This is a genomic window from Pantoea deleyi, assembly GCF_022647325.1.
Lineage (GTDB): Bacteria > Pseudomonadota > Gammaproteobacteria > Enterobacterales > Enterobacteriaceae > Pantoea > Pantoea deleyi.
Window position 1 is genome coordinate 1 of the sequence record NZ_CP071406.1, and the last position, 25,609, is coordinate 25,609.

Genomic DNA, 25,609 nt, shown 5'->3' on the forward strand with positions numbered 1-25,609 from the left:
ATGCCAAGAAAAGAACCAGATATCCTGAACATAGCGGAGGCGTTTAGCGAAACGGATAAACGCACCGGTGAAGTTGTTACGCTGACTCCCAACAGCAATAACACCGTGCAGCCGGTAGCGCTGATGCGACTTGGCCTGTTTGTTCCCACGCTTAAATCCACCGCACGCAGCCAGAAAAACCAGATGAACGCCATGGACGTGACTCAGGATCTGAAACAGTTATCCCTGGTCAGGTCAGAAGGCTACGACAACATCAAGATCCTGGGTGCACGGCTGGATATGGATAACGATTTCAAAACCTGGGTCGGGATCATCCGCGCGTTTGCCACGCATGAGTGTCTGGGAGACACGGTAACGCTCTCATTCGTCGAGTTTGCCAAACTCTGCGGCATACCCTCTGCGCGGCTCTCCTCGAAGCTCAGGAGCCGTCTGGACGCGTCGCTGACGCGCATCGCCTCCAATACCCTGACATTTACCAGCAAAGGCGGCGAAAACTACACCACGCACCTGGTGCAGTCGGCTAAATACAGCATCAAGAAGGACACGGTAACGCTGCAGGCGGATCCCAAGATCTTCGAACTCTACCAGTTTGACAGAAAGGTTCTGCTTCAGCTGAAAGCCATCAATGAGCTGGCACGCAAAGAGTCTGCTCAGGCGCTCTACACCTTTATCGAAAGCCTGCCGCCAAAGCCCGCACCGATCTCCATGGCCCGTCTGCGCGCCCGGCTTAACCTGACCTCGCGCGTGATCACCCAGAATGCCACGGTCAGAAAGGCCATGGAGCAGTTAAAAGAGATTGGCTATCTCGACTACACTGAAACGCGTCGCGGCTCGTCAGTCTACTTCTGGGTTCACTATCGCCATCCGAAGCTGCGCCCGGCCGAACTGCCGCTCAGTAAGTCCGGCCTGATCGATGATGAGATGGATGAATTTGACGATCTGGATATCGACCCCGGCGTAATCGATGTCAGCCTGCCTGAACCCTTGCTCGAAGAGGAGAGCAGTGAACTGGTCATGGTGTCGCGCGAAGAAAAAGAGTTACTCAACAAGATCCGCAAGCAGAAGAAGCTGTAAGGGACGAGCGTTGCATACCGCAGATCTCCCGGCACCTTTCAGCAACCACTGTAGTGAGTCACGTTACTCGCTACAGTGGATATCTGCAAAATATCCTCTCCCGAACTCACACTTACTGCTTACTGCTTACTGCTTACTGCTTACTGCGCGCCTGGCCTGCTGCGGCGCAGGCGAAGTCCGGCTGCTGACGATGTGACAGGGTCAGGCCAGCTTTTACTCGCTACAGTGGTTACTCACTGCGTTCAGGAGAGAAGAGGGGCTGATAAACCTCTACTGTTAACTCGCTACAGTGGTTATTTTCTCTTTTCAGCAGATGACAGCCCGGACTGACGCAGGACGCGGCACGGTTCAGGGGCCATCATCCCGCCTGCGCCTTTCCTGATTTACTCGCTATAGTGGTTATCTGACCTGTCAGGGCACTTTAATCTGCCATTTCAGCTCTGTTCTGATCCGTGTTTTACTCGCTATAGTGGTTGCCCGCTCACTTTTTCGCTAAATTGCCGGTTTATCAGACGGATTAGCGCGCGGGCAGAGGAAACGTTCTCGCTACAGTGGTTATCAGATGAGTACAGAAAAGCGCAGTTTACTCACCATAGTGGTTGTTAACATGTAAGCGCTGTGATTGCAGCGGCCACATAATCAAGATTGTAAGTACTCACTATCAATATGAACCAGGTTTTCAGGTTTTATCCCCACGCTATTGCTCTGGCTAACGGATACACCACTACTCGCTACAGTGGTTAGCCATCAGCAATCCTGATCTTGTTTGAATGATGCCCGCCATCAGAACAGCCCCGGCACCGTGCCTCTCTGACGCCCGCCGACAGCATTACACTCCCGTTTACGCCGCACAGGGCGCCCGTTGCGGCTCTTCTCGCTATAGTGGTTACCCTAAAAGAAAACCTTAACGGGCGGTTAAACCAGCAGGCGGCCAGAACCGGCGTACGTAAGGAGCCGCGATGGCGGGTGGTGTGCATTAATCCGCTGTGCCACTGAAGGCACGGGCTGAGGTGAAAGGGTACTCGCTACAGTGGATAGCCGGTGCATTGTGTTATCCGGTTCAATGATGGCCTTTCCGGGATCTCTTTCTCTGCCGGACAGGATTACTCGCTATAGTGGTTATCTACAGAAGCTCAGCGGCGCGGTGGTGTAACCACGGGATCTCGTGACGTGGTCACGCAGGGGAAGAGAATATCGCAGGGCAGGGGGAGGGGGAGTATGTCTCTTTCTGCCGGCGGCAAAAAAAAGCGGCACTGAGAAGTGCCGCCTGACCAGGCTGTGCTGCGCGAAGGTTACATCGCTTCCCGGTATTCGGGCCAGGCGACAGACTGCGCCTCGTAGCGACCCGCCGCGGCAAACAGCGTGCCCTGGAAGTTGATAACCCCTGCCGCTTCCAGCCACATCCACTCTTCAGCCTGCACGATACCCGCCGCGATAACGGTGATCTCCAGCGCTGAACAGCATTTAATAATGGCCTGTACCACTGCCTGCTTAGGTCCGCTGCGATGGACGTCGCGGGTGATGCCGGCATCGATACGAATGCGGTCAGGCTGAATGTGGGTGAGCAGGGATAATCCTGCTGAACCGTCACCGAAATTGTCGATCGACAGGCTGATGCCGACGGCTTTCAGGGCGCGCACAGCGTCAGAGAACGCCTCCAGCTGCGAGATCACCGCGGTTTCACTCACTCCGATCACCACCTGCTCGGGCACCAGTCCTGCCTGCCCAATGGCGGACACGATCTGCGCGACAGCATCGGGAACGATAACCAGCGTCATCGGCAGCAGGCTGACGTAGAGCGTCATGCCGTCCGGGCAGACTCTGCCGGCATGGCTGAGGGACTGCTTAAGCGTTTCCAGGTCTTCGGTATAAAGCGCATCGCCGGCAACCGCCTCAGACGCTGCCGGACGTACCGTGGTGGCTTCAATCGCCGTCACGCGACGTGCCAGCGGATCCACGACCGGACGGAAGCTGACGCCTTCTGTCTCCGGACGCGACGCGGGCACCTCGTTGTGTTCAGAAATAAATTCCCAGTAACCCGGCGGGAGAACCTCGTAATAGTTCTCTTTCTCGCGGGATTCGACGAAGGTACGCAGGAATTGCAGTGCCCGATCATCATAGGTCAGCTGATATTTCGACGTTCCCTTATCCAGCACCGCCTGCAGCAGTGATGAGCGGTCATGTTCACGCAGGTCGAACAGCGACATGCCCGCGTTACCAAAGCGGCGGTAAGGCGCATAGTCACGCATCAGTTCCACGACATTATGATGCCGGCGGTCGGCACAGATACGCTCATAAACCGCGAGGATGCCCGCTTCAGGGCCCTCAAGCAGCTGGAAGAAGTGCGTACCGTTGAAAAGCAGAATGCCGGTCACGTCGTGAGCCGTATTGATTTTGCTGGCGTTATCGACCATCTCTGGCAGGGTTCTGACCGGAAAATCATCTGAAATATGGCTGCGGTAAATGATGGTAGTTAACATGTGCAGCTCCTGTTCATATAGTTGTTGCGCACACGCTAACATTGTTCAAAAAATGTTTCATCTCTCTTTGCAGGATCCCGCACAGCGTGCACCACGCAAGGCGGCACTAAGCGAAGCGGCAAACGGCTGAGCGGTAAAAGATATCAGAATGTCCTGATAACGGTGAACCGCAACACGACAATCGATCGCGCCGGATTGCTTTAAAAACAGTCACCACGCAGTTTCCAGTGAAGCCACTGGTCCAGGGCCTGCTCGTCCAGGGGTTTCGAATAGAAGAAGCCCTGTGCCTGATCGCAGCCATATTCCGTCAGGGAAGCCACCGTATCCGTACACTCAACCCCCTCTGCCACCACGGTGTAGTCCAGCTCTTTCAGCATGGCGATGATGCTGCGGGCAATAATGCGTGAAGCCGTATCGGAGGAAAGCTCGCTGATCAGGGATCGATCCAGCTTAATGACGTCCAGCGGCATACGGCGCAGATAGCTGATATTGCTGTAGCCGGAGCCAAAATCATCGAGTGAAATCGTGAATCCCCGCTCCCGGAGCATCTCCAGCCCGCGCAGGGCGGTCGGGCTTTCCAGAATACGTTCCGTCTCCAGACATTCAATGCCCAGCAGAGAGGTCGGCAGCTTAGCCCTTTGCATCTTACTTTCCAGCTCGGCGGCAAATCCCTCGCGGGCAAAGTCCCGTACGCTGACGTTAATCGTCAGGGGCAGCTGAATGCAGTGATTTCGCAGACGGCTGAGGCGTTCGATGGCCTGATCGATGATCCACACGGTCAGTACGGAGAGCAGATCTGTCTGCTCTGCCAGCGGGATAAACGCGCCGGGTGAAAGTTCGCCCCGGCAGGGATGCTTCCAGCGGATCAGCGCTTCCAGTCCGACCGGTTTCCCCTTCTGCAGACAGATTTTCGGCTGATACACCATATAAAGCCCGATATTCTCACGCAGCGCGGTTTTAAGATCGGTCATCAGCAGGAAATCTTCCGAGCGCTGCGTTTCTGCCTCTTCGTCAAAGCGCTGCGAGGGCAGCCCGCGGCCTACCGCTTCATTCAGGGCCGTGCTGGCGCGACGTAATACGTCAGACGCTGACATGCTGCCCGCCACAAAACCTGCTTCTCCGGTGTGCGGCGTCAGGGCGACAGAGAGCCCTTCATCGATGTCTGCGCTGATCCCTTCCAGACGCCCGGCGACCCAGGCTGCGCTGAGGCGGCTATCCGCCCGTGTCAGAATGGCAAACCGGCCCGTAGCCACGGTGTAGATCATCTCGCCGACCGCCGGACGCAGGCGCAGCGGCAGCAGGGTCGCCATATCTTTCAGCAGACTCTCGACCGGGCCCATCCCCATGGTGCGGGCCATCTCATAAGCCCGAGACATATCGATACAGTCGATCAGCACCAGACGGCGCGGCGTGATATCCCCGGCCACGGCCAGATACTGTAAATCACGGATCAGGCGCTGACGGTTAGGTAACCCGGTGACCGGATCCGTAAATCCTGCCGAGTGCCAGGCCTCCAGAAAGGACATCACCAGCGTGGAGAGCAGCGTCAGTGTGGTGATCTGATCGAAGGCAAAGGCATGGGGCTCGGTGTCGGTAACGCAGAGCGTGCCAAGGATGATACCGTCGCGGGTTTTCAGCGGCACACCGGCATAAAAGCGGATAAAGGGCGCACCGGTAATCAGCGGATGGGTGACAAACCGCACATCGTGATAGGTATCCGGGACGATCACCGCGCTGTCGCTGTCAACAACATGGCGGCAGAGGGAATCTGCGCGCGTAGAACGCTGCAGATCAAAATTATGAGACGCGCGGATGGTCTGATACTCATCATCCAGCACCGAAATAAAGCTGCCCGGGATCCCCAGAGCCTGGCTGGCCAGCCGGACAAATTTGCGCAGCACGTCATCGCGGCTCTCATCGGGGTCGCGCAGCGCCTGCAAGGCACGGCTTCGGCGCTCACTGTCGCCGTGTAAATGGTTAAGCATGTGTGTAAAACCCCCGCACCGGCTGATTACGGAGCGAAAAAGAAAACGGCCCGGAGCGAAATGTTATTCGGGCGGCAGGCAATAGTGCGTATTTTTTATTTTCATCTGAATGATAGGTGACGGCGCGGCAGGTGTCTCTTATTATTTTCTTTAACGCATAAAAGGGGGATTTACGATTCGAAAATTTAATCGAAGCAGGGATAGCGGCTTTCTGGCGGCAGATTTTATATTTGCAGGCTAAGCGTTAAGAAGTATGAATAATTATTTCCCGCCCGTGAACATTTAACATCCGGACAGATTACCGGTGATATTAACCCGGTTTTAACCGCAGCACGCCGGAAGCGTCAGACCGTGGATCGCGGCCCGCCCAGGCGTGAAAAGATAACCCGTTCAAACAACAGCTAAAAGCCGGGATGGCGCAGAAGCCCGCAGGGGAAACTGGTCGGCCTGCACCCGGCTGAAAGGGAAGAATCCACTCTGATGCTGGCGTTCACACAGCCTGTCAGTCAGCAGACAGTTTAGCGCTGGATATCATTCAGTGACTGGGCCGGACGACGAGGCGGTGGATTCTGTGCCAGCCATGCACGTACCTGTTCAATCTGCGGCCCGTTTTCGCGGATAGCGCGCGTCAGTCGCTCCTGTGTCGTTCCCAGCTCCTGTGTCCAGTAGGTGATCTGCCACTGTTCTCGGATCTCGACCTGCGACAGATCGTCGGGCGAGCGACGCTGGATAGCGTGTTTCATTTATGTCCTCCTCGGGTTGCAATGATTCGCCCGAAAAATGCCTCAGGCGAAACGCTTATCCTGATCAAGAAAGAAGCAGTGAGATAGCGGATTAATCCCTGAATGGCTTCCAGGGGGAATAACAGGATAATTCCTGGCCCGGGAAATAAGGCACTCAAACAAAATAGAAAAGTCCTCTTTCGGTCAAAATATGCCGCTTCGCTTGTGGCAGGATGAGCCGTAAATGGCTGACCTGATATTTGACAATTATTTAAAATAGTCAATTATTCACAGGTCTTTTCTCTGACCGCTTTCGGATCGCTTCGCTTTTAGTGATGACGCTGCTGTGATCGCTGGCGGTTCCACCCCTGTTAAAGGAGCGTTGTTTGGTTAATCGTCCCCCCCAGCCACCTGTACTTGTTCAGAGTAATGTGCGTGAACTTCGTCTGGCCGCCGGACTCTCTCAGCAGAGTGCGGCTGAACGTTTTGACCTGAGCCTGCGTGTCTGGCAAACCAAAGAAGCCGCGGGCAACCCGGCCTTATTAAGTCAGGGCGAATATGAATTACTGCTGTTGCTGGCCGGGCGTCATCCGCATTACGTGCTGGCACCCCACAATAAAAAATAGCCACGGCGTGAAAGCCTGATATTCACGTCAGGATAAAGGGCGGCTGAAGATAAAAAAAGTGCGCGTTGCCGACTTGAAAGTGCGCAGCTTATCCCTATTTATGAAGATGACCGGGAGAAATAAACCGGTCAGATGAACTTTTGGATGAACCTGTTCAGGAGATTATCACTATGTCATTACAACCCTTCTCAGCATTTCCTTCGCTGGCAGATTCTGTATTTTCAGATCGCTTCAGCCGTATCGATAAATTATTCAGTCAGCTTACCGGCGACACGCCGGTGACCTCCGCGCCTGCTTACGATCTGCAACGGTCTGAGACCAACCGTTATACGCTGACCGTCAGTGTACCGGGCTGGAAAGAGCATGAACTGGAGATCGAGCTTCGTGGCGGCCGGTTGTCCGTGGCGGGGCACAGAGAAAAAGAGGGCCAGGAAGCGTCTGGCGAGGCCCGCCAGCAGGAGAGTGGCTGGATCCATCGCGGTATCGCCCGACACGATTTCCAGCTGAGCTTTTCGATTCCCGAGCACATGAAGGTCACCGGTGCCGCGCTGGCAGAGGGCTTACTGAAGATCGATCTGTATCAGGAGATTCCGGAGAGCGAAAAACCGCGTCGTATCCCGATTGCGACCGACGGTCCGCGCACGCTTGAACATCAGTAAGGGTATCCGGGCGGAAACGGCTGAGGCTGTTCCGCCCTTTTATAATCCGGAAGAAAGCGCGGGGAAACCGGGGTCAGGCGCGTGTGGACTCAGCCTTAACCGGTGCCCGCAGGGCAGTATCAGTACCGGTCAGCATGACCGGTTCGCCGGCCTCAAGACTGGCGTGAAAGGCCGCCTTCATTGAGGCGCAGATACCATCGCCACACCACATGATATGATGCTCAAAACGTTGCCGGGCCACGGCAGGCACGCCAGACGCTTCTGCAGCCACTTCGACCCGGAATCCCTGGCCATTCAGCCGGATCGCCTCCATCCAGATTTCAGTTTCATCCGTGACGCTGACCGCCTCAAGAAACAGCGGCACGGTGCTGCGCCGAAGGGCGCCCCGTGCCAGCCGCTCCCACTGCCTGAGCACCGCGTGGTGAAAGCGCGCCTGACGCTGCGCGGCGCCTGCACTGAGGTCACTGCGCAGCCAGAGATTGAGCGGCCGCAGATAGCGGTTGACGTAATCATCACCACAGTAGTCTGTGCTCATGATCTGCAGTTCACGTTCGATATCGGCGTCAGAGTGCGAGGCCAGCAGTTGCAACATATCCTCTTCGCGGCAGGCCCAGCCACCCGGCAGCGTCACGCCGGGCCAGTTAAGCGCAGCGTGGATATCAAAAAGGGTATGGCCGCCTGACGTCATTTCGCGCACGCAGAGCGCGCGCGTAAGCTGCTGATCGGAATAGCCAGACGCACCCGGGGGTGTTATCAGTCCGGCCCTGCGCCAGCGGCGCAGCGTTTCTGGCAGGACACCGACGAGACCACAAACTGTGTCGGTAGAGTGATGAGGCATAGTGGATATCCGGAAAACTTAACGATCCCCTGTTCTGGGAAGATAAGCGGATTATGCGCGCCAGGAGTAAATAAAGAAACTATCATTTCCAAATTATTTGGCTTAGTGGATACCGGGGCCAGGCATGACGTTAAGCGGTGAGGTGGAGAGGCGGTCAGGGCAGAGGCCGGGCACAAAGATGCCCGGCAGCAGGTAACGCGTTACCACTGGTACTTGTTAGAATCTTCCCAGTCTTTGACTTCTTTCTCGGCACGATCTTTTTCGTAGCCGTAGCGTTCCTGAATTTTGCCGACCAGCTGGTCACGCTTCCCTTCCACAACGGTCATGTCGTCATCCGTGAGATCGCCCCATTTTTCCTTCACCTTGCCTTTGAACTGCTTCCAGTTACCGCCAATGCGATCTTCGTTCATGGTGATTCTCCTGATTACGGTTTTAGTCCAGGGACCTGATGGATATCTGTATTGCCTGATGGCTGTCAGATGGATCAAGCATGGCACAGCTTTTGCTTTTTGCAGCGAGGCGGTGTGAGCGGCATCAAACTCTGAGTAAAAGAGCGGCCGCAGCAGGCGATTCTCGGATGGCGCTAGGCGGGACGGCGTGCAGGCCAGCGCACTTCGGGCAGGCTATTCAGGGCCGGACGGGCAAACAGAAAGCCCTGGTAATAGCGGACGCCGGCACTTTCCAGCCAGAGCCACTCTTCCATTTTTTCAACGCCTTCTGCGATGACGGTAATCTCCAGCGCCTGGCAGCACTTCAGGATCGCCAGCACGATGGCCTGACGCGGGCCGCTGCGATGGATGTCAGTGATGAGCTTGCGGTCAATCTTCACCTTATCAGGCTGAAAATCGGCTAACAGGGATAAACCGGCAAACCCGGCGCCAAAATCGTCGAGCGCCAGGCTGATCCCGGCGGCTTTGAGCTGCTTAACCGCCAGATGAAAGGCATCGAAGCGGGAGATGATCTCATCTTCCGTCACCTCGACCACGATCTGCTCCGGCCGCAGCCCCTGTTGCCGGATCTGATCGAGCAGATGCTCCACGGCATCTTCGATCACCACCAGTGACATGGGCAGCAGATTGACGGAAAGCGTCTGCTCCCGCAGTCCCAGATGCCGCGCCAGCTGGAAAGCGTAAGTCTTGGAAGAGAGATCGGCCCGGTAGCGTTCACTTTCGGGCAGCCGGGCAAAGTAGTCAGCAGGCGAAGCGCCATGCCGACCGCGGATTAACGCTTCGCAGGAAACAATCCGGCGGTGGGTGGCATCCACAATGGGCTGTAGCGCAAATTCGCAGTGCTGATCCGCGGCCGGTTGAAAGGCGGTCGGCTCAGCAGTGAGGGAGAGGGGGGTTAGCGTCCATTCGCTGGCGGGATCAATTTCGATAAAGTTCTCTTTGTCCCGCCCCTCGACGAATGACCGCAGGAACTTCACGACCCTGTCATGCCTGATGCGCTCATCATTCAGCGTGACCCGCTTCAGCAGGGCATCCACCACGGCGTGCTTCGGATAATCACGCAAATCGAACAGCGCCATGCCGGCATCGGCAAAGCGACGCGCAGGCGCGTAATCCCGCATCAGTTCAATCAGGTTAAAATGGCGATCGTCCGTGCTGATGCGCTGATAAACCCTCTGGACATTATCCACACTGCCTTCCAGTACCTGAAAAAAATGCTGGCCGTCATAGAGCAGGATCCCGGTGACCTCCGCTTCGGCATTTTTAACACTGGCGCGCTCCACCAGCGCTTTTAACCGCTCTGGCGAGACAGAACCCGCAAGCTGGCTACGGTAAATGAGGGTGGAGAGCATAAGCGGACTCGCATGGCAGAAAGTGACCTGTCAAACATATCACAGAACAGTCGCGACTAAGGGCGCAACTGCGGCCATTATGCGACGCTGCTCGCGGCATCAGCGGGAATGATCCTGCCGTCAGGCTACAGACAGAGCGGACAGATACAAAGAAAAGCCCCCGCATACGCGGGGGCAAACAGCGGATAAAGCTCATTTTTATTACGTCACGGCATCCCTGGTGAGGCGCCGGTCAATCGGGCAGGGCCTGATTATGACCCACTTTTTATTCTCCTTACCATGTTGTTATGGCAGGCTTTTAAAGCGGGAAACCATCAGTTTTTCCGATAGATTCAGGAAATTCATTGCAATTCAAATAATTACTTTCCGGACGAGACAGCTCAGGTTCAGCCTGTGAATCATCAGGTTACAAATCAATCATCTTGTCAGATAGCGGCTTAACAGAACCCATACAGTCTGCATCACGGCCTGCGGAGCATGAAACGCGCCCGCTGTCTTACCTGAAAAAGTGCCCCCTGTTTAAAGGGGGCAAGGGTAGGAGTCAGAACACACTGTAAAAAATGTGGATTTCTTTACAGAGCCATTTAAAGATAGGGCAAAACGGTCTCTGATGCCGCTGCGGTTATTCTTTTTTTTGAGGTGCATTCTCATTTGCAGAGATCTGATCATGATTAAACTTATTTAAATTCAGTGCGTTAATCGATTATGAAAACGATTTCTAAGATTTGGATTAAAGTCTGCTTTCGGTCGCCGCTTCGGCTATGACTGGCCACAATCCGCCCTTTTTTCCGCATCAGTGACCGGTCAGACAGGCAGACTTGACCTCGTCAGTGAGTAAATATACTGTTTATGTATACAGTAACATCCCACTTAACGATGCCCGGAGCCAACGGTATGTCACAGGATGATGAGATCTGGACGGCGTTCAGAGAAGCGATACGGCGTGATGACACAGGTCACTGCTCTGTCAGTACCCGTGATTTTGTGGCCGCCCTGCAGCAGCACAACGCCCCGCATTCGCTGCGGGCTGCGAACCGGTGGATAGAGATACATATCTCTACGTTCAGTGACATCTCCGTTGAGGCGGGGGAATGTCGTCTGTTTCAGGTGCCCGCGGTACGCGATTAACCGCGCCGCGGGACCGGAATAAAGTGAGCGGAAAGTGTCTCAGCCGGACCGCTGCAGAACGTGCAGGCTGATTCGCCGGTCAGACTCTGGAGACAGAGGGATGCTGCTGGCCAGCCCGATCCTGATAGTTTGCGCTGGTAACAGGGCTTTTCTCGCAGGCGATGCGGGCCCGCTTCATTGCGTTCTTGCGCTTTTTAAGCTTGATCTTCGGTAACCCTTCCTTGAACTGTGCCGTCAGTGACGCAGCCTGCTGCTCGTTCGCAACGCGACAGATAAAGAGTTTGCTCTTGGTCTGACGGCTGACATCAATGGCATAGATCTCCACGCCTCTGCTGCACACTTCATATTCTACGTCCGTAAACTGCATGTGTGGCCAAAGACCGGTTCTGGTTTCAAATTGAGCTAAATTCATGGCGACGACCTTTTTTTATTGTAAGCGTTATTGCTACCCGTCAGACAGACATAAGCCTGGTCGGGCCAGTGAGCATAGACCAGAATCAGCATTCCGCCAGTCGATTCACTGATTTAATCTGGCCCTGCCACAAATGGCTAAAATCTCAGCCAGCAGCGCGCAGAAGAGCAGCCACTGAGACCATGATTATCAGAGAACCGCCTGCTGGCATCCCACACGCACTTCTGTTCTCATCGCCCGATCAGGGACATCATCCCGCCCTCTCTGAAACCACAGGACCGTTCATCGGTAAAGCCCGGATCCCTGGCGGCACACAAGAGCGTCAGCAGGTGCCGGGGGAGGGAGCCATGAAGGGTGGCGGCTGCGCGGCAGCGGTGAGAGGCGGTCAGAGCGATCCGGCGGCATCGCCAGGAGTAACCGGTAAGCGTTGTACGCAGCGCCGGTCGCCCCATAGTTCACGCTGTGAGAGACGCAAGGAAAAATAAAAAAATATCGTCACGGCGATCTGTTAAAGCCGCGCACGATGCCGCCGATAAGAACGATCGGCATCGTAGCCATTTTTAGTTTTATCTTCTCCCAGGGGCCTCATCATGACTATTACACAGCGTCTTATGCTGATTTTCTCGTTGCTTGCAATGTCACTGATTGTATTGGTGATCATCTCGGTATCCGTGATTTCGGGCTTTCAGTCACGTTTCGAATATGTGCAGACGAATGCGATACCCAGCATTCGGGACCTGAACAAATCGATCGGCGTCACTAATCAGTTGGGTATTGCGCTTTATCGTCATTACAGCATCCGCGATGCAGAAAAATATCCGGCTGCAGAAGAGCGCATTGAGAATCTGCTGCAGCAGATTAAAACGTTAAATGACCATTACATGGCGAACGACATCTCGAATGAAGAAGACAGGGCACTGACTGAGCAGGCTGAAAAAAATCTGGATGCCGTGCGCGGCGCGCTGCCGGCCTTTCTGGCCGCCTCGCGCGGCCATGATGAAGCCGTTACGCTGCCACTGTTACAGGGTGAGAACGGCATCGGTGCCGCGGCCCGTAAGATGGAGTCTGATTATACCCGCCAGATTCAGTTAAATATCGATATCGGTGAACAGCTCCGTGCAGAGAACCAGCGTGTCTACAGCCGGACACTGTGGGCGATGTCGGTCGGCTCGCTGCTGCTGATCCTGGTACTGGCCGCGTTCTCCGCCAGGGTTATCCTGGGTATCCGAAAAAGTCTGAATGGCATGGTCAGTACCATGACGCAGGTCAGCCATACCCTTGATCTGACCCATATGGCTGAGGTTCGCGGAAAAGACGAAATCAGTAAAACGGCGTCAGCCTTTAATCAGCTGCTGGCGCGGGTGTCCGGCACGCTGCTCTCCGTCAGTCACGCAGCACAGTCAGTCAGCACCGGTTCGACCCAGATAGCGGCGGGCAACGAAGATCTATCGGCGCGTACCGAAGAACAGGCGGCCTCGCTGGAGCAGACGTCCGCCAGCATGGCAACGCTGAGCGATACGGTGCGCCAGAACGCAGAAGGCGCAACTCAGGCCAGCACGCTGGCGAATAACGCCAATCAGATGTCGATTCAGAACGGTACGGCCGTGAAGCAGATGCTGACGACGATGGATGATATCCGCGCCAGCTCGGCAAAAATCTCTGAAATCACCGGCCTGATCGAGGGGATTGCATTCCAGACCAATATCCTGGCGCTTAACGCAGCAGTTGAAGCCGCGCGTGCCGGTGAACATGGCCGCGGCTTTGCGGTGGTCGCCTCTGAAGTCCGTAATCTTGCGCAGCGATCCTCTTCAGCAGCACGCGAGATCAAGGATCTGATCTCCACCTCCGTTTCACAGGTCGAACATGGCTTAGAGCAGGCGGGCGGTGTCGGTTCAAACAGTGAAAATGTCCGTCAGGCGATTCAGCAGGTCACCGATCTGGTTAATGAGATTGCGGCGGCAACCGCCGAGCAGAGCAAAGGCATTGAGCAGGTTCATCAGGCGATCGGCCAGATGGATGAGGTCACACAGCAGAACGCCTCGCTGGTGGAAGAAGCGTCATCCGCTTCGAAATCGCTGCAGGAGCAGGCGGAGGCGCTGTCAGGCCTGGTCGCCACCTTTACGCTGGAGAGCAACAGGCGTGCCGGACCTCAGCCGCAGGCGGCGGCTGTGCGTCGTCCTGCATTCCGGGCCCGTCAGCCGGAACGCCAGGGCATAGATATGGCGCAGGCCAACTGGGAAAGCTTCTGATAGCCAGGCCGTAATATCATCGCCTCCACACCGTGGGGGCTTTTTTATTCCGGTCAGAATGAAAACGGGCGCATATGATTTAATAAACAATGAAAACGATTTCATTCTGAAAAAGGAAAGAGTAAATTAACTCTTTCGGGTTAGGATCGGCGCAGGCCCTATTTCAGTTAAAAGCCGCCATGGCCATTAATATCGAAATGAGAATCGATCAGATACAGTGCGAAGCTCAGTTATCGGCGACATCTTATTTATCTTGAATTTCTTTGTTTTCAAAACATGCATGCTGAAGACAGGCTAACGGCTAAAATGATTACATGCGGTAAGATTAATTTATATTGCTGTTTTATATGCCTATTATCAGGTTTGGCTTAAGCGAATGTTGCAGTAAATATCGTCATTTTATTCACTGTAAAATAACAGAACGCAACCTATACTCCTTTCCGTTGTGGTACGTATTTCTGAACTTTAAAGAAATCCCCTTTCTTCATAGCGATATTTCGTCGCATGAGACGCCTATGGTTATGTCACGGAAAGGGTAAAAATAAAATTACATCACACATTTTGTGCACGGCACCCCTGCACACCTCACACACATCAGAGCGGAAAGAATGAAGAAAATACTCGACCGGATTAATTTACCTGCGAAGTTCCTGTTACTGGGTTCTTTTGCGTTGGTACTGTTTATTCTCCCTACCTTCCTGTTTATTCAGACGGGCAATCAACTTATCGATACTAAAAATGTCGAGCTGTCGGGCATACCGGTAGAGAAGAAAGTCCTGAAATTACTTAACCTGTTGCAGCGTCATCGTGCTGAGAGCGCTATCGCCATCTCCCTGAATAAGGCAGATAACGCACCCCGTATGGAGCTGGTCGCGCAAATCAATACCTTATCCCGGACGATTGAGGATGATCTGCGTAAGAATGACGAACAGGCGCCGCCGCTGAAGTCGCTGCAACGGGTCACCCAGGAGTGGGACCAGCTGCAGAATGATATCAATGCAGGCCAGCTGACGCTGGCAACCAGCCTGACGCGCCACGCGCATCTGATTCAGGGTCTGCTGGACACCAATCAGGATGTGCTGGATTTCTATCAGCTGTCGCTGGATGCTGACTTAAACACCTATCAGCTGATCGTCAGTATCTACAGCCGCCTGCCGCTGCTGACCGAAACCCTGGGTCAGATCCGCGCCAATGGCACCTCGCTGATTGCGTCCGGTAACATCTCAGAGACCGATCGCAGTCGTCTGGCGTTCCAGATCGACAATGGCAGAACGGCGCTGACGCAGTTCAGCAAAAACATGGATAAAGTTTTCTCCATTGAGCCTGAGCTGAAAAGTGCGTTTTCCGGCCTGGCCCAGGACGCCAGTCAGCAGGCACAGGATGCGCTGCAGCTGGCAGATAGCATTTTTGTCAGCGGGCACGCCAGCGTGGCACCGGTGGAATATGTCCGGGTCTTTACACAGGCGATCAACCGCTATGCCGAACTGGGCAACCAGAGCAGCATCCGGCTGGAGCAGATGATGGAGCTTCAGATCGATCAGAAACGCCAGTCGCAGTATCTGCTGCTGGCAGGACTGCTGGCGGTGGCGCTGCTGGCCATCATCGTGGCCGTCATGATCACCCGCTCGGTTACCCGACCGGTTAAAGAGGCGGTCGAAGTGGCCAGCCGCGTGGCCGCCGGGGATCTGACGGCGCAGATGATCGTTTCCGGCAGCAACGAAATGGCGGAGCTGCTGAATGCGCTGCTGCGTATGCAGGAGCGTCTTTCCCAGCTGGTCTCCGATATCAAAGGTAACGCCGCCACCATTGCCAACTCTTCCGAAGAGATCGCGCGCGGCAACGGCGATCTCTCGTCACGCACGGAAGAGCAGGCGGCGTCACTGGCGGAAACCGCGGCCAGTATGGAGCAGCTGGCGGCCATCATTAAGCAGAATGCGGATAACACCCGCTTCGCGTCGGATCGCGCCGAGTCTGCGACCCAGGCGGCCCTCTCCAGTGGTGCCGCGATGGATTCCGTGATGGAGACCATGCATAAAATCCGTGGCAGCTCCGGCAAGATTGAAGAGATCACCTCGGTCATCGACAGCATCGCCTTCCAGACCAATATCCTGGCGCTGAATGCGGCGGTTGAAGCCGCGCGTGCCGGTGAACAGGGCAAAGGGTTCGCGGTCGTCGCTTCTGAAGTCCGGGCGCTGGCGCAGCGTTCAGCCAGCGCAGCAAAAGAGATCAAGGGCCTGATTGAGCAGTCAGTGGGTCATGCGCAGGAAGGGATTGCGATGGCGCAGAATGCCGGTAATAAAGTTAAGCAGAGCGTCAGCGCCATTGAACAGACCTCTCAGCTGATGCGCGACATCTCCTCCTCATCGGAAGAGCAGAGCAGCGGCATCCTGCAGGTCAATATTGCGGTAAACCAGATGGATCAGGTGACGCAGCAGAACGCCGTGCTGGTGGAAGAGTCAGCCTCGTCAGCCGATGAGCTGGCCGCGCGGGCAGTGCAGCTTCGTACGATGGTAGCCGTGTTCCAGACGGCATAACCGAGCCGGACAGCCACCCGCGGGTGGCTGTTCTTTCTGTCAACCCATCCCGCTACGCCTGATGATCCCGCAGACAGGCCAGATAACGCGCGCCCGACCGCATAACCTTCTCTTTAGCCTCCTGACGCATATCCTGACCGTCAAAAGCCCCGTAGAGCCGATCAAACTTCACGCCGGCAAGCCGATGCAGAATATCGCCTACCGTCGCGGCCGACAGCGGCAGCATATTGGGATAGCTCCACATAAACGACGCGCCATGGGCGCCCGGCGTCACCTGAATAATGTCACCCGCCAGCATGACGCCGCCATGCTCATCCCAGTGCAGCACGCTGCCACCGGGAAAATGTCCGCCCAGCCGCATCAGCGTGACAGACGGCATCAGCGTCAGTGATTCCCCCTCCCAGAAGCGGATATGCGGACTCTCCCGCACAATCCACTGCCGATCGCGGGCGTGCAGATGAATGGGCGCGTTAAAGGCTTCGGCCCACTCCTGCATGGTGGTGTAGTAGTGCGGATGCGAAATCGCTATCGCATCAATGCCGCCCAGCGCCGTGATCAGGGTGCAGGTGGCGTCATCCAGATTGGCAATACAGTCCCAGAGCACGTTGCCGTGCGGGGTGCGCAGCAGAAAGGCGCGCTGGTTGATGGCAAAGGCCGGCACGGTTTTAATACTCAGCAGCGTGTCGCTGTGCGCCTTCCACTGGTTGGCATGGCTGGCGCGCAGCGCGTCCAGCGCGATCCAGTGCTGACCGTCGGCCGGGATATACTGGCGCTCATCCTCACAGATTTTACAGTGCGGATAGGTGGCCTGAAGAGGGTAAGCGGTGCCGCAGGCGGTACATAACATGGTCATAGTGATCTCCTTTATCTCACTCAAGCTTATGCCGCCCGGCGGAAACCGCCCACCCATCATCGGGCGTGACGCTACTAAGGCTGACGACGCAGAGTGATCCGCGTCAGCTCTGAGGGGCGGCCCAGCCGGACCGCCATGCCGGGCCAGAGCGCCGTGCCGTTATTCACATAGAGCTGCATCCCGTCGACCTGATAAAGCCCGGAGACGAACCCGGCATTAGGCTTCGCAAACAGCCGATCCAGTCCGATAATCAGGCCGCCATGCGTATGGCCGGAGAGCTGGACATCCACCCCCTGCGCCGCGTTCTGTCGGGCATTGCGGGGCTGATGGTCCAGCAGGATCACCGGCGCGTCGTCCGGTGCCTGGGCCAGCGCGTGCGCCAGATCGGGCCCGGTCGCATTTCTGCCGGGCGCGGAGGCATCCGGCAGACCGGCGAGCACCAGCTTCGCGTCGCCGCGGCGGATAACGTTATGGCGGTTAAGCAGCGGCTGCAGCCCCAGCGATGCCAGATGCGCCGTCCAGATCGCCTGATGAAAGAAATATTCGTGGTTGCCGGTAATCGCCCAGACGCCGTCAGGGGCAGCAAGCCCGCTCAGCGGCGCCACATCCTGCCGCCGGTGCGCCAGGCTGCCATCGATTACATCGCCCGTTACCACGATCAGATCGGCATTCAGGGACATCGCCCGCGCCACCATCGCGCGGGTCCAGGCGGCATTAAACAGCCGGGTGATGTGCAGGTCCGTGAGCTGCAGAAGCTGATAACCCTCAAACTCCGCGGGCAGGTTAGGTAACACCAGCGTCACCTCTTTCACCGGCGGAACCCGGATGGCCTGCTCTACCCCGACTACCGCCAGCACCATCGCCAGCCCGGTGGCCAGATAACGCACGCCGGGCGCCAGCTCCAGCGGGTGACGCAGCAGCAGGGCGAGCAGCATCACGGCATCCATCAGCATCTGTAACAGCGCCAGCAGCAGAACCGTGCTGTAGGCCCAGTTAAACAGAATAATGAGCATGCGGGGCATTTCAGCGGAAAAAAGGCCGCCCGAGGTGAAGCGACTCACCAGCAGATACTGCGAAGCTAGCAGCACCAGCGCGGAGAGCAGGATCTTCAGGGCCAGAGGCAGAGACAAAGGAATAATAACGCGCACAATTACATACCAGCTGGGTAAGCTGAAAATCAGGTGAAACATGGCAATCTTCCGGTAGGGCGCCAAGCATCAGCGCAGGCAGTAAAGAGATGATCGTGCATAAAAGCGGTGTTTCGCTTTGTAGTGTATACGATGCCAGGGCAGGCGATGCTTCACGCGCTGTGCTTAAGGGAAGAATGCAGAAAAAGAGGAGGGTAGTGCAGAAGAAAACAGCGTGACCGGGCGATTGGTCACGCTGACATCACAGGGTATTAACGTAACATGCCCGACGTGGGTTCAGTCGTTTCAGTTACGCGCGTCATGGCGATCGGAATGCTTTTATACGCCGGGATGCCGCTTTTGGTATCGTGACTGTCGATGGGAACCATCACGTTGGCTTCCGGGTAGTAAGCGCCAACCGAACCCGGTGCCATATCGATAATCACGATGGTCAGGTTTTTCATCTGGCGCGAGGTGGGATTACCCTCCGGATCCAGCGCCACCAGATCGACACGGTCACCGCTCCGCACCTGCCGTTTTTCCGCCTCTTCACCGTTGATGAACAGCACATCGCGACGGCCCGTCACGCCCCGATAGCGGTCATTGAGCCCGTACAGCGTGGTGTTGTACTGGTCATGGCTGCGCAGCGTGGTGAGCACCAGATCGTGGCATTTCAGCGAGCGGGGATCTTCATTGATGCCCTGCATCACCTTAAATTCGGCACGGCCTGAAGGCGTCAGCCAGACGCGCTCCGACGCCGCATTGTAGAGCCGGAAGCCACCGGGATGCTGGATCCGCTCATTAAAGTTTTCAAACGCCGGGAAAACCGCCTCAATCGCGTCGCGGATGCGGCTGTAGTCGGCGACCATGGCTGACCAGTCCACCACGCTGTCCGGCAGCGTGGCTTTGGCCAGTGAAGCCACCAGCGCCGGTTCTGATTTCAGATGCGGCGACGCCGGATCCAGTGAGCCGCGCGAGGCATGCACCATCGACATCGAATCTTCCACGGTTACACTCTGTGCGCCGCTTGCCTGCATGTCCGTCTCGGTCCGGCCGAGCACCGGCAGCAGATAGTTGTGCTTGCCGAGCAGCAGATGTGATCGGTTCAGTTTGGTTGCCATATGCACGACCAGATCGAGGTTGCGCATCGCCGGGAAGGTCACCTGCGGATCGGAAATCGCCTCCGCCAGGTTGCCGCCGAGGCAGAGCAGCGCTTTCGCTTTGCCATCGCGCATCGCCTTGATCGCCTCAATCGCGCCATGACCATGCTTCTGCGGCGGACGAAAACCAAACACTTTCTCCAGGTTATCGAGCAGCGACTGTGGCGGGATCTCGGTGATACCGACCGTGCGGTCGCCCTGCACGTTGGAGTGACCGCGTAACGGACAGATGCCCGCACCGGGTTTACCGATGTTGCCGCGCATCAGCAGCAGGTTCGCGATTTGCTGTACGTTCTGGGTGCCGTACTGGTGCTGGGTAATCCCCATGCCGTAGCAGATGATGGTGCGTTCCGCGCTGGCGTAGAGACGGGCAATATGCTGAATCTCTTCACGCGCCATGCCGGAGACTTTCAGGATATGCGCCCAGTCGGTGCTTTCCAGATCCGCTTTCAGCGCATCGAAGCCTCTTGTATGTTCGCGGATAAACGCTTCGTCGATCACACCCGGTTTGCCCGCGCTCAGCGCCTCTTCGTGCATGCTGAGCAGGATTTTCATCACCCCTTTCAGCATCGCCGCATCGCCGCCGACCCGCACCTTGTAGTAGGTCGAAGCCAGCTCGGTCGAGCTCATGGACAGCATCTCGATCGGGCTCTGCGGCGAGGTGAAGCGCTCCAGGCCGCGTTCCCGCAGCGGGTTAATTGCGACGATTGTCGCCCCACGCTTAGAGACTTCCCGCAGCGTGCCCAGCATGCGCGGATGGTTAGTGCCGGGGTTGTGGCCGATGCAGAGCACCAGATCGCAGTGATCGAAATCTTCCAGTTCGACCGTGCCCTTACCGACGCCGATCGACTCCGGCAGTCCGACGCTGGTCGGCTCGTGGCACATGTTCGAACAGTCGGGGAAATTATTGGTGCCATACTCGCGGGCGAAGAGCTGCCACAAAAACGCCGCTTCATTCGAGGCGCGGCCCGAGGTGTAGAACTCCACGCTATGCGGGTCATCATAGCTGCGCAGATGCTCCCCAATCTCCCGGAATGCGGTTTCCCATTCGATGGGCTGATAGATGTCGGTTGCGGCATCATATTTCATCGGATGGGTGAGACGGCCTTCGCCCTCCAGATGCAGGGCGCTGCGTTCCCACAGCTCGCTCACCTTGTGTGCGGCAAAAAACTCCGGTGTGGTGCGCTTGCTGGTGGCTTCCCATGAAACGGCTTTTGCCCCGTTTTCACAGAATTCAAAAGAGGAAGCGTGTTGCGGGTCGGGCCATGCACAGCCCGGACAGTCAAAGCCCTGAGGCTGATTAACTTTGAACAGGGCGATCACATCCTGTTTTACCGCCATCTGGCCGCGGATCGCGTCGGCCACGGCCTTTAAGGCACCCCAGCCGCCAGCCGCACCCCGATAGGGTGCGATGCCTTTTGTGCGATTTTGCTCTTTCATAATGCTCCACATTGTCTCTATTTTGTTATGGGTTAAGCCTGGTACAGAAAAACGCATAGCGACGTGGGTTCTGACTAATATTTACCGAAAATCTTTCTCAAAATGTTTCGATGGGCCATGGCTGGCATAACGGAAGCACGAAATAAGAAAAATCGCTTACGGGTTTAACGGGGAAATAACCGGAACGGTCTGCCGGAAATTGTTTCAGACGTGGTGAAGAGTTATGCGACGCGACAGGCGGCGTGAAGCTAATTGTCTGTTTTAAAAGCCACATTCCGGAGTATCCTTATTTATGGCTCGGGAATAGCTTTCGGCCAGGCTCCTGTTATCCGCGCATTAACGTAAACCGGTGGCCCGGCAAGCGTTATTAGCGTAACGAAGACAGGATAGCGCAGAAGATGAGTGGTAAATAACGGCGGGTAATTACCGCACGTTCTGTTCAGTGCGTTATTTAACGGCAGATGAGATGCCCGGCTTCGGTTTATTGTTATCCGCGTCAGGCAGCCAAATAAGGCTCTGGCCGATCGGTGAGACCCGGTGGCGCTGATCGCCGGATAAAGCGTTGCGGATAAACCGGCCTGAACAGGCAGAAGGCGGGTCGGATGCAGCCGTCATGGCCTCAGCCGTTGTCCGGCTCACCTTCAGGAAACGTCGGTGCGATCTCCCCGCGTCGTGGGATGGGAGATCACCAGAAACTCCACCGGTTCATCGCGGTTATTCCGGGCCTGATGCTTCGACTGTGGCGGGATCTCAATACCCTGCTGCGCAGCGATATCGTGGAGGGTGCCATCCAGTTCCATCGTCAGCACACCCTGAAGCACAAAGAAGAACTGCCGGGACGACGCATGAAAGTGTCTTTTCTCACCGGTGCCGGGCGGCATTTTCTCATGAATGATCAGCATATCCGGACGGTTCATCAGGTACCAGCCATCGCAGCCATCGCCCCAGTTGTAGTGTTCTGCGTTCTCTTTAGCGATCATAATTCTGCTCCGTCTCTGACAGTGTGGGATGAGTCTGTTAGCGCCGGGCTGTTCATCCTGTCAGGCTTGCTGGCAGCACAGACGTTATGAAAACAGCGAGATCGTCACAGGGTGAGCAGGGGATCGCGGATTCAGGACGGGATGGCACCTGTCAGACCATGACGCGTCTGACAGGCAGCAGGCGCAGGCGTTACTTCTTACTATTCAGCCTCGATCTGAGGTCAGCGAACGGGTTATAGGTCGCTTCGCCCACATCTTTCTGGGCATCTTCGCCGGCAACCACGCGGGTACCATATTGATCGGCCTCAGTGTACTTCGAGTGCTCGTGGTCGTGACAGTAGAGACAGAGTAACTCCCAGTTACTGCCATCTTCCGGGTTGTTGGTATGGTCGTGATCGATGTGATGCACCGTCAGTTCGCGCAGGTTGGAGTAGACAAACTCGCGCGAGCAGCGTCCGCAGACCCACGGATAGATTTTAAGGGCTTTCTCACGGTAGCCACTTTCCAGCCGCGAATAGTTTTTTGGAATCAGAGCCATTGCCGATGTTACCTGTTATGCAGAGATGTTCACGATAGTGCTGCCACTATATCGCACAAGGCAGCAGAAGGAGAACTACTGCTGCCGTGCGGGAATTTCCGGCGACTGTTTACCTTGCGCGGCGCGGAAGCACGATGTCGTCAGCGCGAGGCCGGATAACGGCGATCTTTGTATTTCCGGGCCTGATTTATCATGACGATGGTGTTGATACAGGCAGGATTTACCGCGTTGCCGGACATCCTGCCCTAAATGTAATGCAGAACGCCATAAACCGCCCAGAAGATGGCGTTAGCCCCCAGATAAGTCCAGCAGCCCCAGTAGGCAATAGGTTCGCGCCGGGTGCGAAGTTTGGGCAGAAACACCAGCAAATAGAGCGCAGAGGCGATAAGCGAAACGAAGTAGAAAAATTTCATCATTCTCTCCTGATAATTATCCTTTCTTTCAGGATAGTCAGGGATCCCTGTTTTGCTTGCCCGGTACGAGGCGTTTCCTTCAGTCTGGTTCGCTGAATGGGAGCGGGGCGGTCACAACCGGGTGGGGGCGAACAGCCGCATCGGCACCCGGCTCATTGGCAGAGCACGGGCTGACACGGTTCTGTGGACGGAGAAAGCACTTTCTGACCCGGCGCGGTCGCAGCCGGAACCGTCCGCCAGCAGATAACCGCAGGCGGGCGGAGGAGAGGGGGCCGAACTACAGATGCTGCCTGAAGAAGCGGGTCAGTTTGTCGAACGGGATCAGGTCAGTGCGATCGTAGAGGTCGACATGGCCCGCATCAGGCACGATGTATAACTCTTTGGGTTCTGCCGCACGCTGATAGGCCACTTCGCTGAACTCGCGTGAGTGCGCCTGATCGCCGGTAATAAAGAGCAGCGGCCGCGGAGAGAGGGTTTCGATGTCATCGAACGGATAGAAGTTCATGAACTTCACGTTGCTGGTGAGCATCGGATGCGTGGTCAGCGCAGCGGAGCTGCCCTTCGGCGTGAACTCACCGCGGGGCGTGCGGTAAAAGTCGTAAAACTCTTTTGCCACAGGTGACGAATCCGCATCAATGTTATGCGGCGTGCCGCCGGTGTACGCCGTTTTCCCCCCGGTAAACTCCACATAACGCTGCTCTGCGGCCGCCGCAAGGATCTGTTTACGCTGCGCCAGCGTCTGGCTTTTGTTCAGCCCGTCGCGGTTAGCTGCGCCCATGTCATACATGCTGACGGTTGCAATCGCTTTCATGCGTGGATCAAGCTTCGCGGCGCTGATGACGAAACTGCCACTGCCGCAGATCCCCAGTACCCCAATCCGGTTGCGGTCAACAAAATCGCGGGTACCCAGGTAGTCCACGGCGGCGCTGAAGTCTTCGGCATAGATATCCGGCGCAACCGCGTTACGCGGCTGCCCTTCACTTTCGCCCCAGAATGAGATGTCGATGGCCAGGGTAACAAAGCCCTGTTCCGCCATTTTCTGCGCGTAGAGGCTGGCACTCTGCTCTTTCACTGCCCCCATTGGATGGCCCACTACAATCGCCGGAAGACGCGCAGTCTGACTGGCCGTTTTCGGCCGGAACAGCGTGCCGGTTACGCCCATCTGATACTGATTTTTAAAACTGACCTTTTCGCGGGTCACCTTATCGCTTTGATAAAAGTTATCGGCTCCGCGCGACATATCGGCCGCGCTGGCCGCAAAGGCACTGATCAACAGGCCAAACAGCAGGGTTAATGCTCTCATAACACGATCCTCAGGGGTTGACGACAGGAGGGCAACGGCGTGCCCGGTTAAAAACCAGTAATCAGGTCATGCGGGCCAGGCGTGCAGTGATCGTCACCAGCCCGGCGGCCAGGATCAGCAGTAGGGCGCTGAGGGCAAAGGTGGTCTGCCAGCCCGCATGGTCAAAAGCGATTCCTCCCAGCGTTGAACCTGCGGCGATCGACAGCTGGACGATGGCAACCATCAGCCCGCCGCCAGACTCTGCGTTGTCCGGAAAGGCACGGGCGACCCAGGCCCACCATCCGGCCGGCGCGGCGGTGGCCACCAGCCCCCAGATTGCGAGCAGTGGCGCTACCCACCACAGATGATGGCCGGAGAGGATCAGCAGTACCGCCACGGCTGCCATCACCAGCGGGATGGTCATCAGAGTGAAATAGAATCCACGCTGTAAAACCGCCCCGACAATGACCGTTCCGATAAATCCGCTCGCGCCCAGGGTCAGCAGCACCAGCGACAGCGTGGAAACCTCAATCTGCGTCACGGTTTCCAGAAACGGGCGAAGATAGGTAAACAGGGTGAGCTGGCCCATAAACAGCAGGCCGCAGGCGGCCAGTCCCGATCTGACGCGCGGCGCGCGCAGCAGCTTCAGGAGGCTTTGGCGGCGCGGCCGCGCGCGGTCAACCGGCATCGACGGCAACGCGATTGCCTGCCAGAGCAGGGCGATCAGCGCCACCGGGACCAGGCTGAAAACCGCTTCCCGCCAGCCAGTCACCGCGCCAAGATAGCTGCTCAGCGGCGCCGCAATCACCGTCGCCAGGGCATTCCCGCCGTTGAAAATGGCCAGTGCGCGCGGCACCTGCTCAGCCGGTACCAGCCGGATAGCGACCGCGGCAGACATCGACCAGAATCCGCCAATCACCACGCCCGTTAACGCCCGGCCAGCCATATAGGTCAGATAGTCGGGTGCCAGCGCCACGATCAGGCCGGACAGGGCCATCAGCAGCGTCAGCGTCAGCAACAGGATTTTGCGATCGAGATGACCGGCGAGTCGGGTTATCGAGAGACTGGTGATCACCGCCAGTGCGCCTGAAATCGCAATACCCTGTCCGGCCAGGCCTTCGCTGACCCGGAGATCCTGCGACAGGGGCGACAGCAGGCTGACCGGCATAAACTCCGAGGCGATCAGCGTGAAGACACAGAGCGTCATCGCCCAGACGCCGCTCCAGTGCGCTTTATTCTGCTGAGGGGCGGCGCTGAGGGTGTCATCAGTCGTCATGATCTTTCCTGTTTCAATAATTGCGGTGGCAG

General features: G+C 56.6%; 21 protein-coding genes. 6 read left to right on the forward strand and 15 right to left on the reverse strand.

The genetic code is table 11. The features are described 5' to 3' along the window. On the forward strand, positions 1 to 1,074 hold the full coding sequence (locus J1C59_RS18655) for a RepB family plasmid replication initiator protein (RefSeq protein ID WP_128084302.1): 1,074 nt from the start codon (positions 1 to 3) through the stop codon (positions 1,072 to 1,074). A 1,292-nt stretch (positions 1,075 to 2,366) separates the two neighbouring features. On the opposite strand, the gene J1C59_RS18660 is transcribed toward J1C59_RS18655, so the two are convergent. From J1C59_RS18660 to J1C59_RS18670, 3 genes are all read right to left on the reverse strand, one after another. Beyond that, positions 2,367 to 3,554 carry a diguanylate phosphodiesterase gene (locus tag J1C59_RS18660; RefSeq protein ID WP_128084301.1) on the reverse strand — a complete coding sequence of 396 codons (1,188 nt, stop codon included), beginning with the start codon at positions 3,552 to 3,554 and terminating at the stop codon, positions 2,367 to 2,369. Positions 3,555 to 3,754: 200 nt separating this feature from the next. Beyond that, positions 3,755 to 5,539 (reverse strand): GGDEF domain-containing phosphodiesterase, encoded by a 1,785-nt coding sequence (locus J1C59_RS18665; protein ID WP_128084300.1) that lies wholly within the window; start codon positions 5,537 to 5,539, stop codon positions 3,755 to 3,757. 518 nt (positions 5,540 to 6,057) lie between these two features. Then, complete coding sequence (locus J1C59_RS18670; RefSeq protein ID WP_128084299.1) at positions 6,058 to 6,282, reverse strand: DUF3606 domain-containing protein; 225 nt, start codon at positions 6,280 to 6,282, stop codon at positions 6,058 to 6,060. A 365-nt stretch (positions 6,283 to 6,647) separates the two neighbouring features. On the opposite strand from J1C59_RS18670, the gene J1C59_RS18675 reads away from it, so the two are divergent. Both J1C59_RS18675 and J1C59_RS18680 read left to right on the forward strand, forming a co-directional pair. Beyond that, the gene (locus tag J1C59_RS18675; protein ID WP_128084298.1) at positions 6,648 to 6,887 is read left to right on the forward strand and encodes a transcriptional regulator; all 240 of its coding nucleotides are present in this window, start codon (positions 6,648 to 6,650) and stop codon (positions 6,885 to 6,887) included. A 170-nt stretch (positions 6,888 to 7,057) separates the two neighbouring features. Next, positions 7,058 to 7,546: an Hsp20 family protein gene (locus J1C59_RS18680; RefSeq protein WP_128084297.1), complete on the forward strand. Its 489-nt coding sequence runs from the start codon at positions 7,058 to 7,060 to the stop codon at positions 7,544 to 7,546. A 73-nt stretch (positions 7,547 to 7,619) separates the two neighbouring features. On the opposite strand, the gene J1C59_RS18685 is transcribed toward J1C59_RS18680, so the two are convergent. From J1C59_RS18685 to J1C59_RS18695, 3 genes are all read right to left on the reverse strand, one after another. Further along, entirely contained in the window at positions 7,620 to 8,384 is a 765-nt protein-coding gene (locus J1C59_RS18685; protein WP_128084296.1) for a helix-turn-helix domain-containing protein, read from the reverse strand. Between the two features lie 200 nt (positions 8,385 to 8,584). Further along, positions 8,585 to 8,794 (reverse strand): CsbD family protein, encoded by a 210-nt coding sequence (locus J1C59_RS18690; protein WP_111138333.1) that lies wholly within the window; start codon positions 8,792 to 8,794, stop codon positions 8,585 to 8,587. A gap of 173 nt (positions 8,795 to 8,967) precedes the next feature. Continuing rightward, positions 8,968 to 10,185: a diguanylate phosphodiesterase gene (locus tag J1C59_RS18695; protein ID WP_128084295.1), complete on the reverse strand. Its 1,218-nt coding sequence runs from the start codon at positions 10,183 to 10,185 to the stop codon at positions 8,968 to 8,970. 894 nt (positions 10,186 to 11,079) lie between these two features. On the opposite strand from J1C59_RS18695, the gene J1C59_RS18700 reads away from it, so the two are divergent. Continuing rightward, complete coding sequence (locus J1C59_RS18700) at positions 11,080 to 11,313, forward strand: DNA polymerase V subunit (protein WP_128084294.1); 234 nt, start codon at positions 11,080 to 11,082, stop codon at positions 11,311 to 11,313. 79 nt (positions 11,314 to 11,392) lie between these two features. Here the strand turns inward: J1C59_RS18700 and J1C59_RS18705 are convergent, their stop codons facing one another. Next, entirely contained in the window at positions 11,393 to 11,725 is a 333-nt protein-coding gene (locus J1C59_RS18705; protein WP_128084293.1) for a hypothetical protein, read from the reverse strand. A 590-nt stretch (positions 11,726 to 12,315) separates the two neighbouring features. On the opposite strand from J1C59_RS18705, the gene J1C59_RS18710 reads away from it, so the two are divergent. Together J1C59_RS18710 and J1C59_RS18715 are read left to right on the forward strand one after the other, a co-directional pair. Beyond that, positions 12,316 to 13,974, forward strand: coding sequence for a methyl-accepting chemotaxis protein (locus tag J1C59_RS18710; RefSeq protein WP_128084292.1), 1,659 nt, complete (start codon positions 12,316 to 12,318; stop codon positions 13,972 to 13,974). Between the two features lie 608 nt (positions 13,975 to 14,582). Continuing rightward, positions 14,583 to 16,508, forward strand: coding sequence for a methyl-accepting chemotaxis protein (locus J1C59_RS18715; RefSeq protein WP_128084291.1), 1,926 nt, complete (start codon positions 14,583 to 14,585; stop codon positions 16,506 to 16,508). A gap of 52 nt (positions 16,509 to 16,560) precedes the next feature. Here J1C59_RS18715 and J1C59_RS18720 read toward each other — a convergent pair whose 3' ends face one another. The 8 genes from J1C59_RS18720 to J1C59_RS18755 form a co-directional block, all read right to left on the reverse strand. Continuing rightward, positions 16,561 to 17,361: an MBL fold metallo-hydrolase gene (locus J1C59_RS18720; protein WP_128084290.1), complete on the reverse strand. Its 801-nt coding sequence runs from the start codon at positions 17,359 to 17,361 to the stop codon at positions 16,561 to 16,563. Positions 17,362 to 17,435: 74 nt separating this feature from the next. Further along, on the reverse strand, positions 17,436 to 18,551 hold the full coding sequence (locus J1C59_RS18725; protein WP_140916963.1) for a metallophosphoesterase: 1,116 nt from the start codon (positions 18,549 to 18,551) through the stop codon (positions 17,436 to 17,438). Between the two features lie 209 nt (positions 18,552 to 18,760). Beyond that, positions 18,761 to 21,088, reverse strand: a complete 2,328-nt coding sequence (locus J1C59_RS18730) for an FdhF/YdeP family oxidoreductase (protein WP_128086703.1) — start codon at positions 21,086 to 21,088, stop codon at positions 18,761 to 18,763. A gap of 641 nt (positions 21,089 to 21,729) precedes the next feature. Further along, entirely contained in the window at positions 21,730 to 22,068 is a 339-nt protein-coding gene (locus J1C59_RS18735; RefSeq protein ID WP_128086702.1) for a cupin domain-containing protein, read from the reverse strand. Between the two features lie 190 nt (positions 22,069 to 22,258). Further along, positions 22,259 to 22,606 (reverse strand): HNH nuclease YajD, encoded by a 348-nt coding sequence (yajD, locus tag J1C59_RS18740; protein ID WP_128086701.1) that lies wholly within the window; start codon positions 22,604 to 22,606, stop codon positions 22,259 to 22,261. 245 nt (positions 22,607 to 22,851) lie between these two features. Next, positions 22,852 to 23,022: a hypothetical protein gene (locus J1C59_RS18745; protein ID WP_167498255.1), complete on the reverse strand. Its 171-nt coding sequence runs from the start codon at positions 23,020 to 23,022 to the stop codon at positions 22,852 to 22,854. A 274-nt stretch (positions 23,023 to 23,296) separates the two neighbouring features. Further along, complete coding sequence (locus J1C59_RS18750) at positions 23,297 to 24,322, reverse strand: alpha/beta hydrolase (protein WP_128086700.1); 1,026 nt, start codon at positions 24,320 to 24,322, stop codon at positions 23,297 to 23,299. A gap of 61 nt (positions 24,323 to 24,383) precedes the next feature. Continuing rightward, the gene (locus tag J1C59_RS18755) at positions 24,384 to 25,508 is read right to left on the reverse strand and encodes an MFS transporter (RefSeq protein WP_140916964.1); all 1,125 of its coding nucleotides are present in this window, start codon (positions 25,506 to 25,508) and stop codon (positions 24,384 to 24,386) included. Between the last annotated feature and the right edge of the window lie 101 nt (positions 25,509 to 25,609).

Coding starts and splice junctions, on each gene's coding strand:
- J1C59_RS18655 (WP_128084302.1), top strand. CDS start 1: ATGCCAAGAAAAGAACCAGATATCCTGAACATAGCGGAGGCGTTTAGC.
- J1C59_RS18660 (WP_128084301.1), bottom strand. CDS start 3,554: ATGTTAACTACCATCATTTACCGCAGCCATATTTCAGATGATTTTCCG.
- J1C59_RS18665 (WP_128084300.1), bottom strand. CDS start 5,539: ATGCTTAACCATTTACACGGCGACAGTGAGCGCCGAAGCCGTGCCTTG.
- J1C59_RS18670 (WP_128084299.1), bottom strand. CDS start 6,282: ATGAAACACGCTATCCAGCGTCGCTCGCCCGACGATCTGTCGCAGGTC.
- J1C59_RS18680 (WP_128084297.1), top strand. CDS start 7,058: ATGTCATTACAACCCTTCTCAGCATTTCCTTCGCTGGCAGATTCTGTA.
- J1C59_RS18685 (WP_128084296.1), bottom strand. CDS start 8,384: ATGCCTCATCACTCTACCGACACAGTTTGTGGTCTCGTCGGTGTCCTG.
- J1C59_RS18690 (WP_111138333.1), bottom strand. CDS start 8,794: ATGAACGAAGATCGCATTGGCGGTAACTGGAAGCAGTTCAAAGGCAAG.
- J1C59_RS18695 (WP_128084295.1), bottom strand. CDS start 10,185: ATGCTCTCCACCCTCATTTACCGTAGCCAGCTTGCGGGTTCTGTCTCG.
- J1C59_RS18700 (WP_128084294.1), top strand. CDS start 11,080: ATGTCACAGGATGATGAGATCTGGACGGCGTTCAGAGAAGCGATACGG.
- J1C59_RS18705 (WP_128084293.1), bottom strand. CDS start 11,725: ATGAATTTAGCTCAATTTGAAACCAGAACCGGTCTTTGGCCACACATG.
- J1C59_RS18710 (WP_128084292.1), top strand. CDS start 12,316: ATGACTATTACACAGCGTCTTATGCTGATTTTCTCGTTGCTTGCAATG.
- J1C59_RS18715 (WP_128084291.1), top strand. CDS start 14,583: ATGAAGAAAATACTCGACCGGATTAATTTACCTGCGAAGTTCCTGTTA.
- J1C59_RS18720 (WP_128084290.1), bottom strand. CDS start 17,361: ATGACCATGTTATGTACCGCCTGCGGCACCGCTTACCCTCTTCAGGCC.
- J1C59_RS18725 (WP_140916963.1), bottom strand. CDS start 18,551: ATGTTTCACCTGATTTTCAGCTTACCCAGCTGGTATGTAATTGTGCGC.
- J1C59_RS18730 (WP_128086703.1), bottom strand. CDS start 21,088: ATGAAAGAGCAAAATCGCACAAAAGGCATCGCACCCTATCGGGGTGCG.
- J1C59_RS18735 (WP_128086702.1), bottom strand. CDS start 22,068: ATGATCGCTAAAGAGAACGCAGAACACTACAACTGGGGCGATGGCTGC.
- yajD (WP_128086701.1), bottom strand. CDS start 22,606: ATGGCTCTGATTCCAAAAAACTATTCGCGGCTGGAAAGTGGCTACCGT.
- J1C59_RS18745 (WP_167498255.1), bottom strand. CDS start 23,022: ATGATGAAATTTTTCTACTTCGTTTCGCTTATCGCCTCTGCGCTCTAT.
- J1C59_RS18750 (WP_128086700.1), bottom strand. CDS start 24,322: ATGAGAGCATTAACCCTGCTGTTTGGCCTGTTGATCAGTGCCTTTGCG.
- J1C59_RS18755 (WP_140916964.1), bottom strand. CDS start 25,508: ATGACGCTCTGTGTCTTCACGCTGATCGCCTCGGAGTTTATGCCGGTC.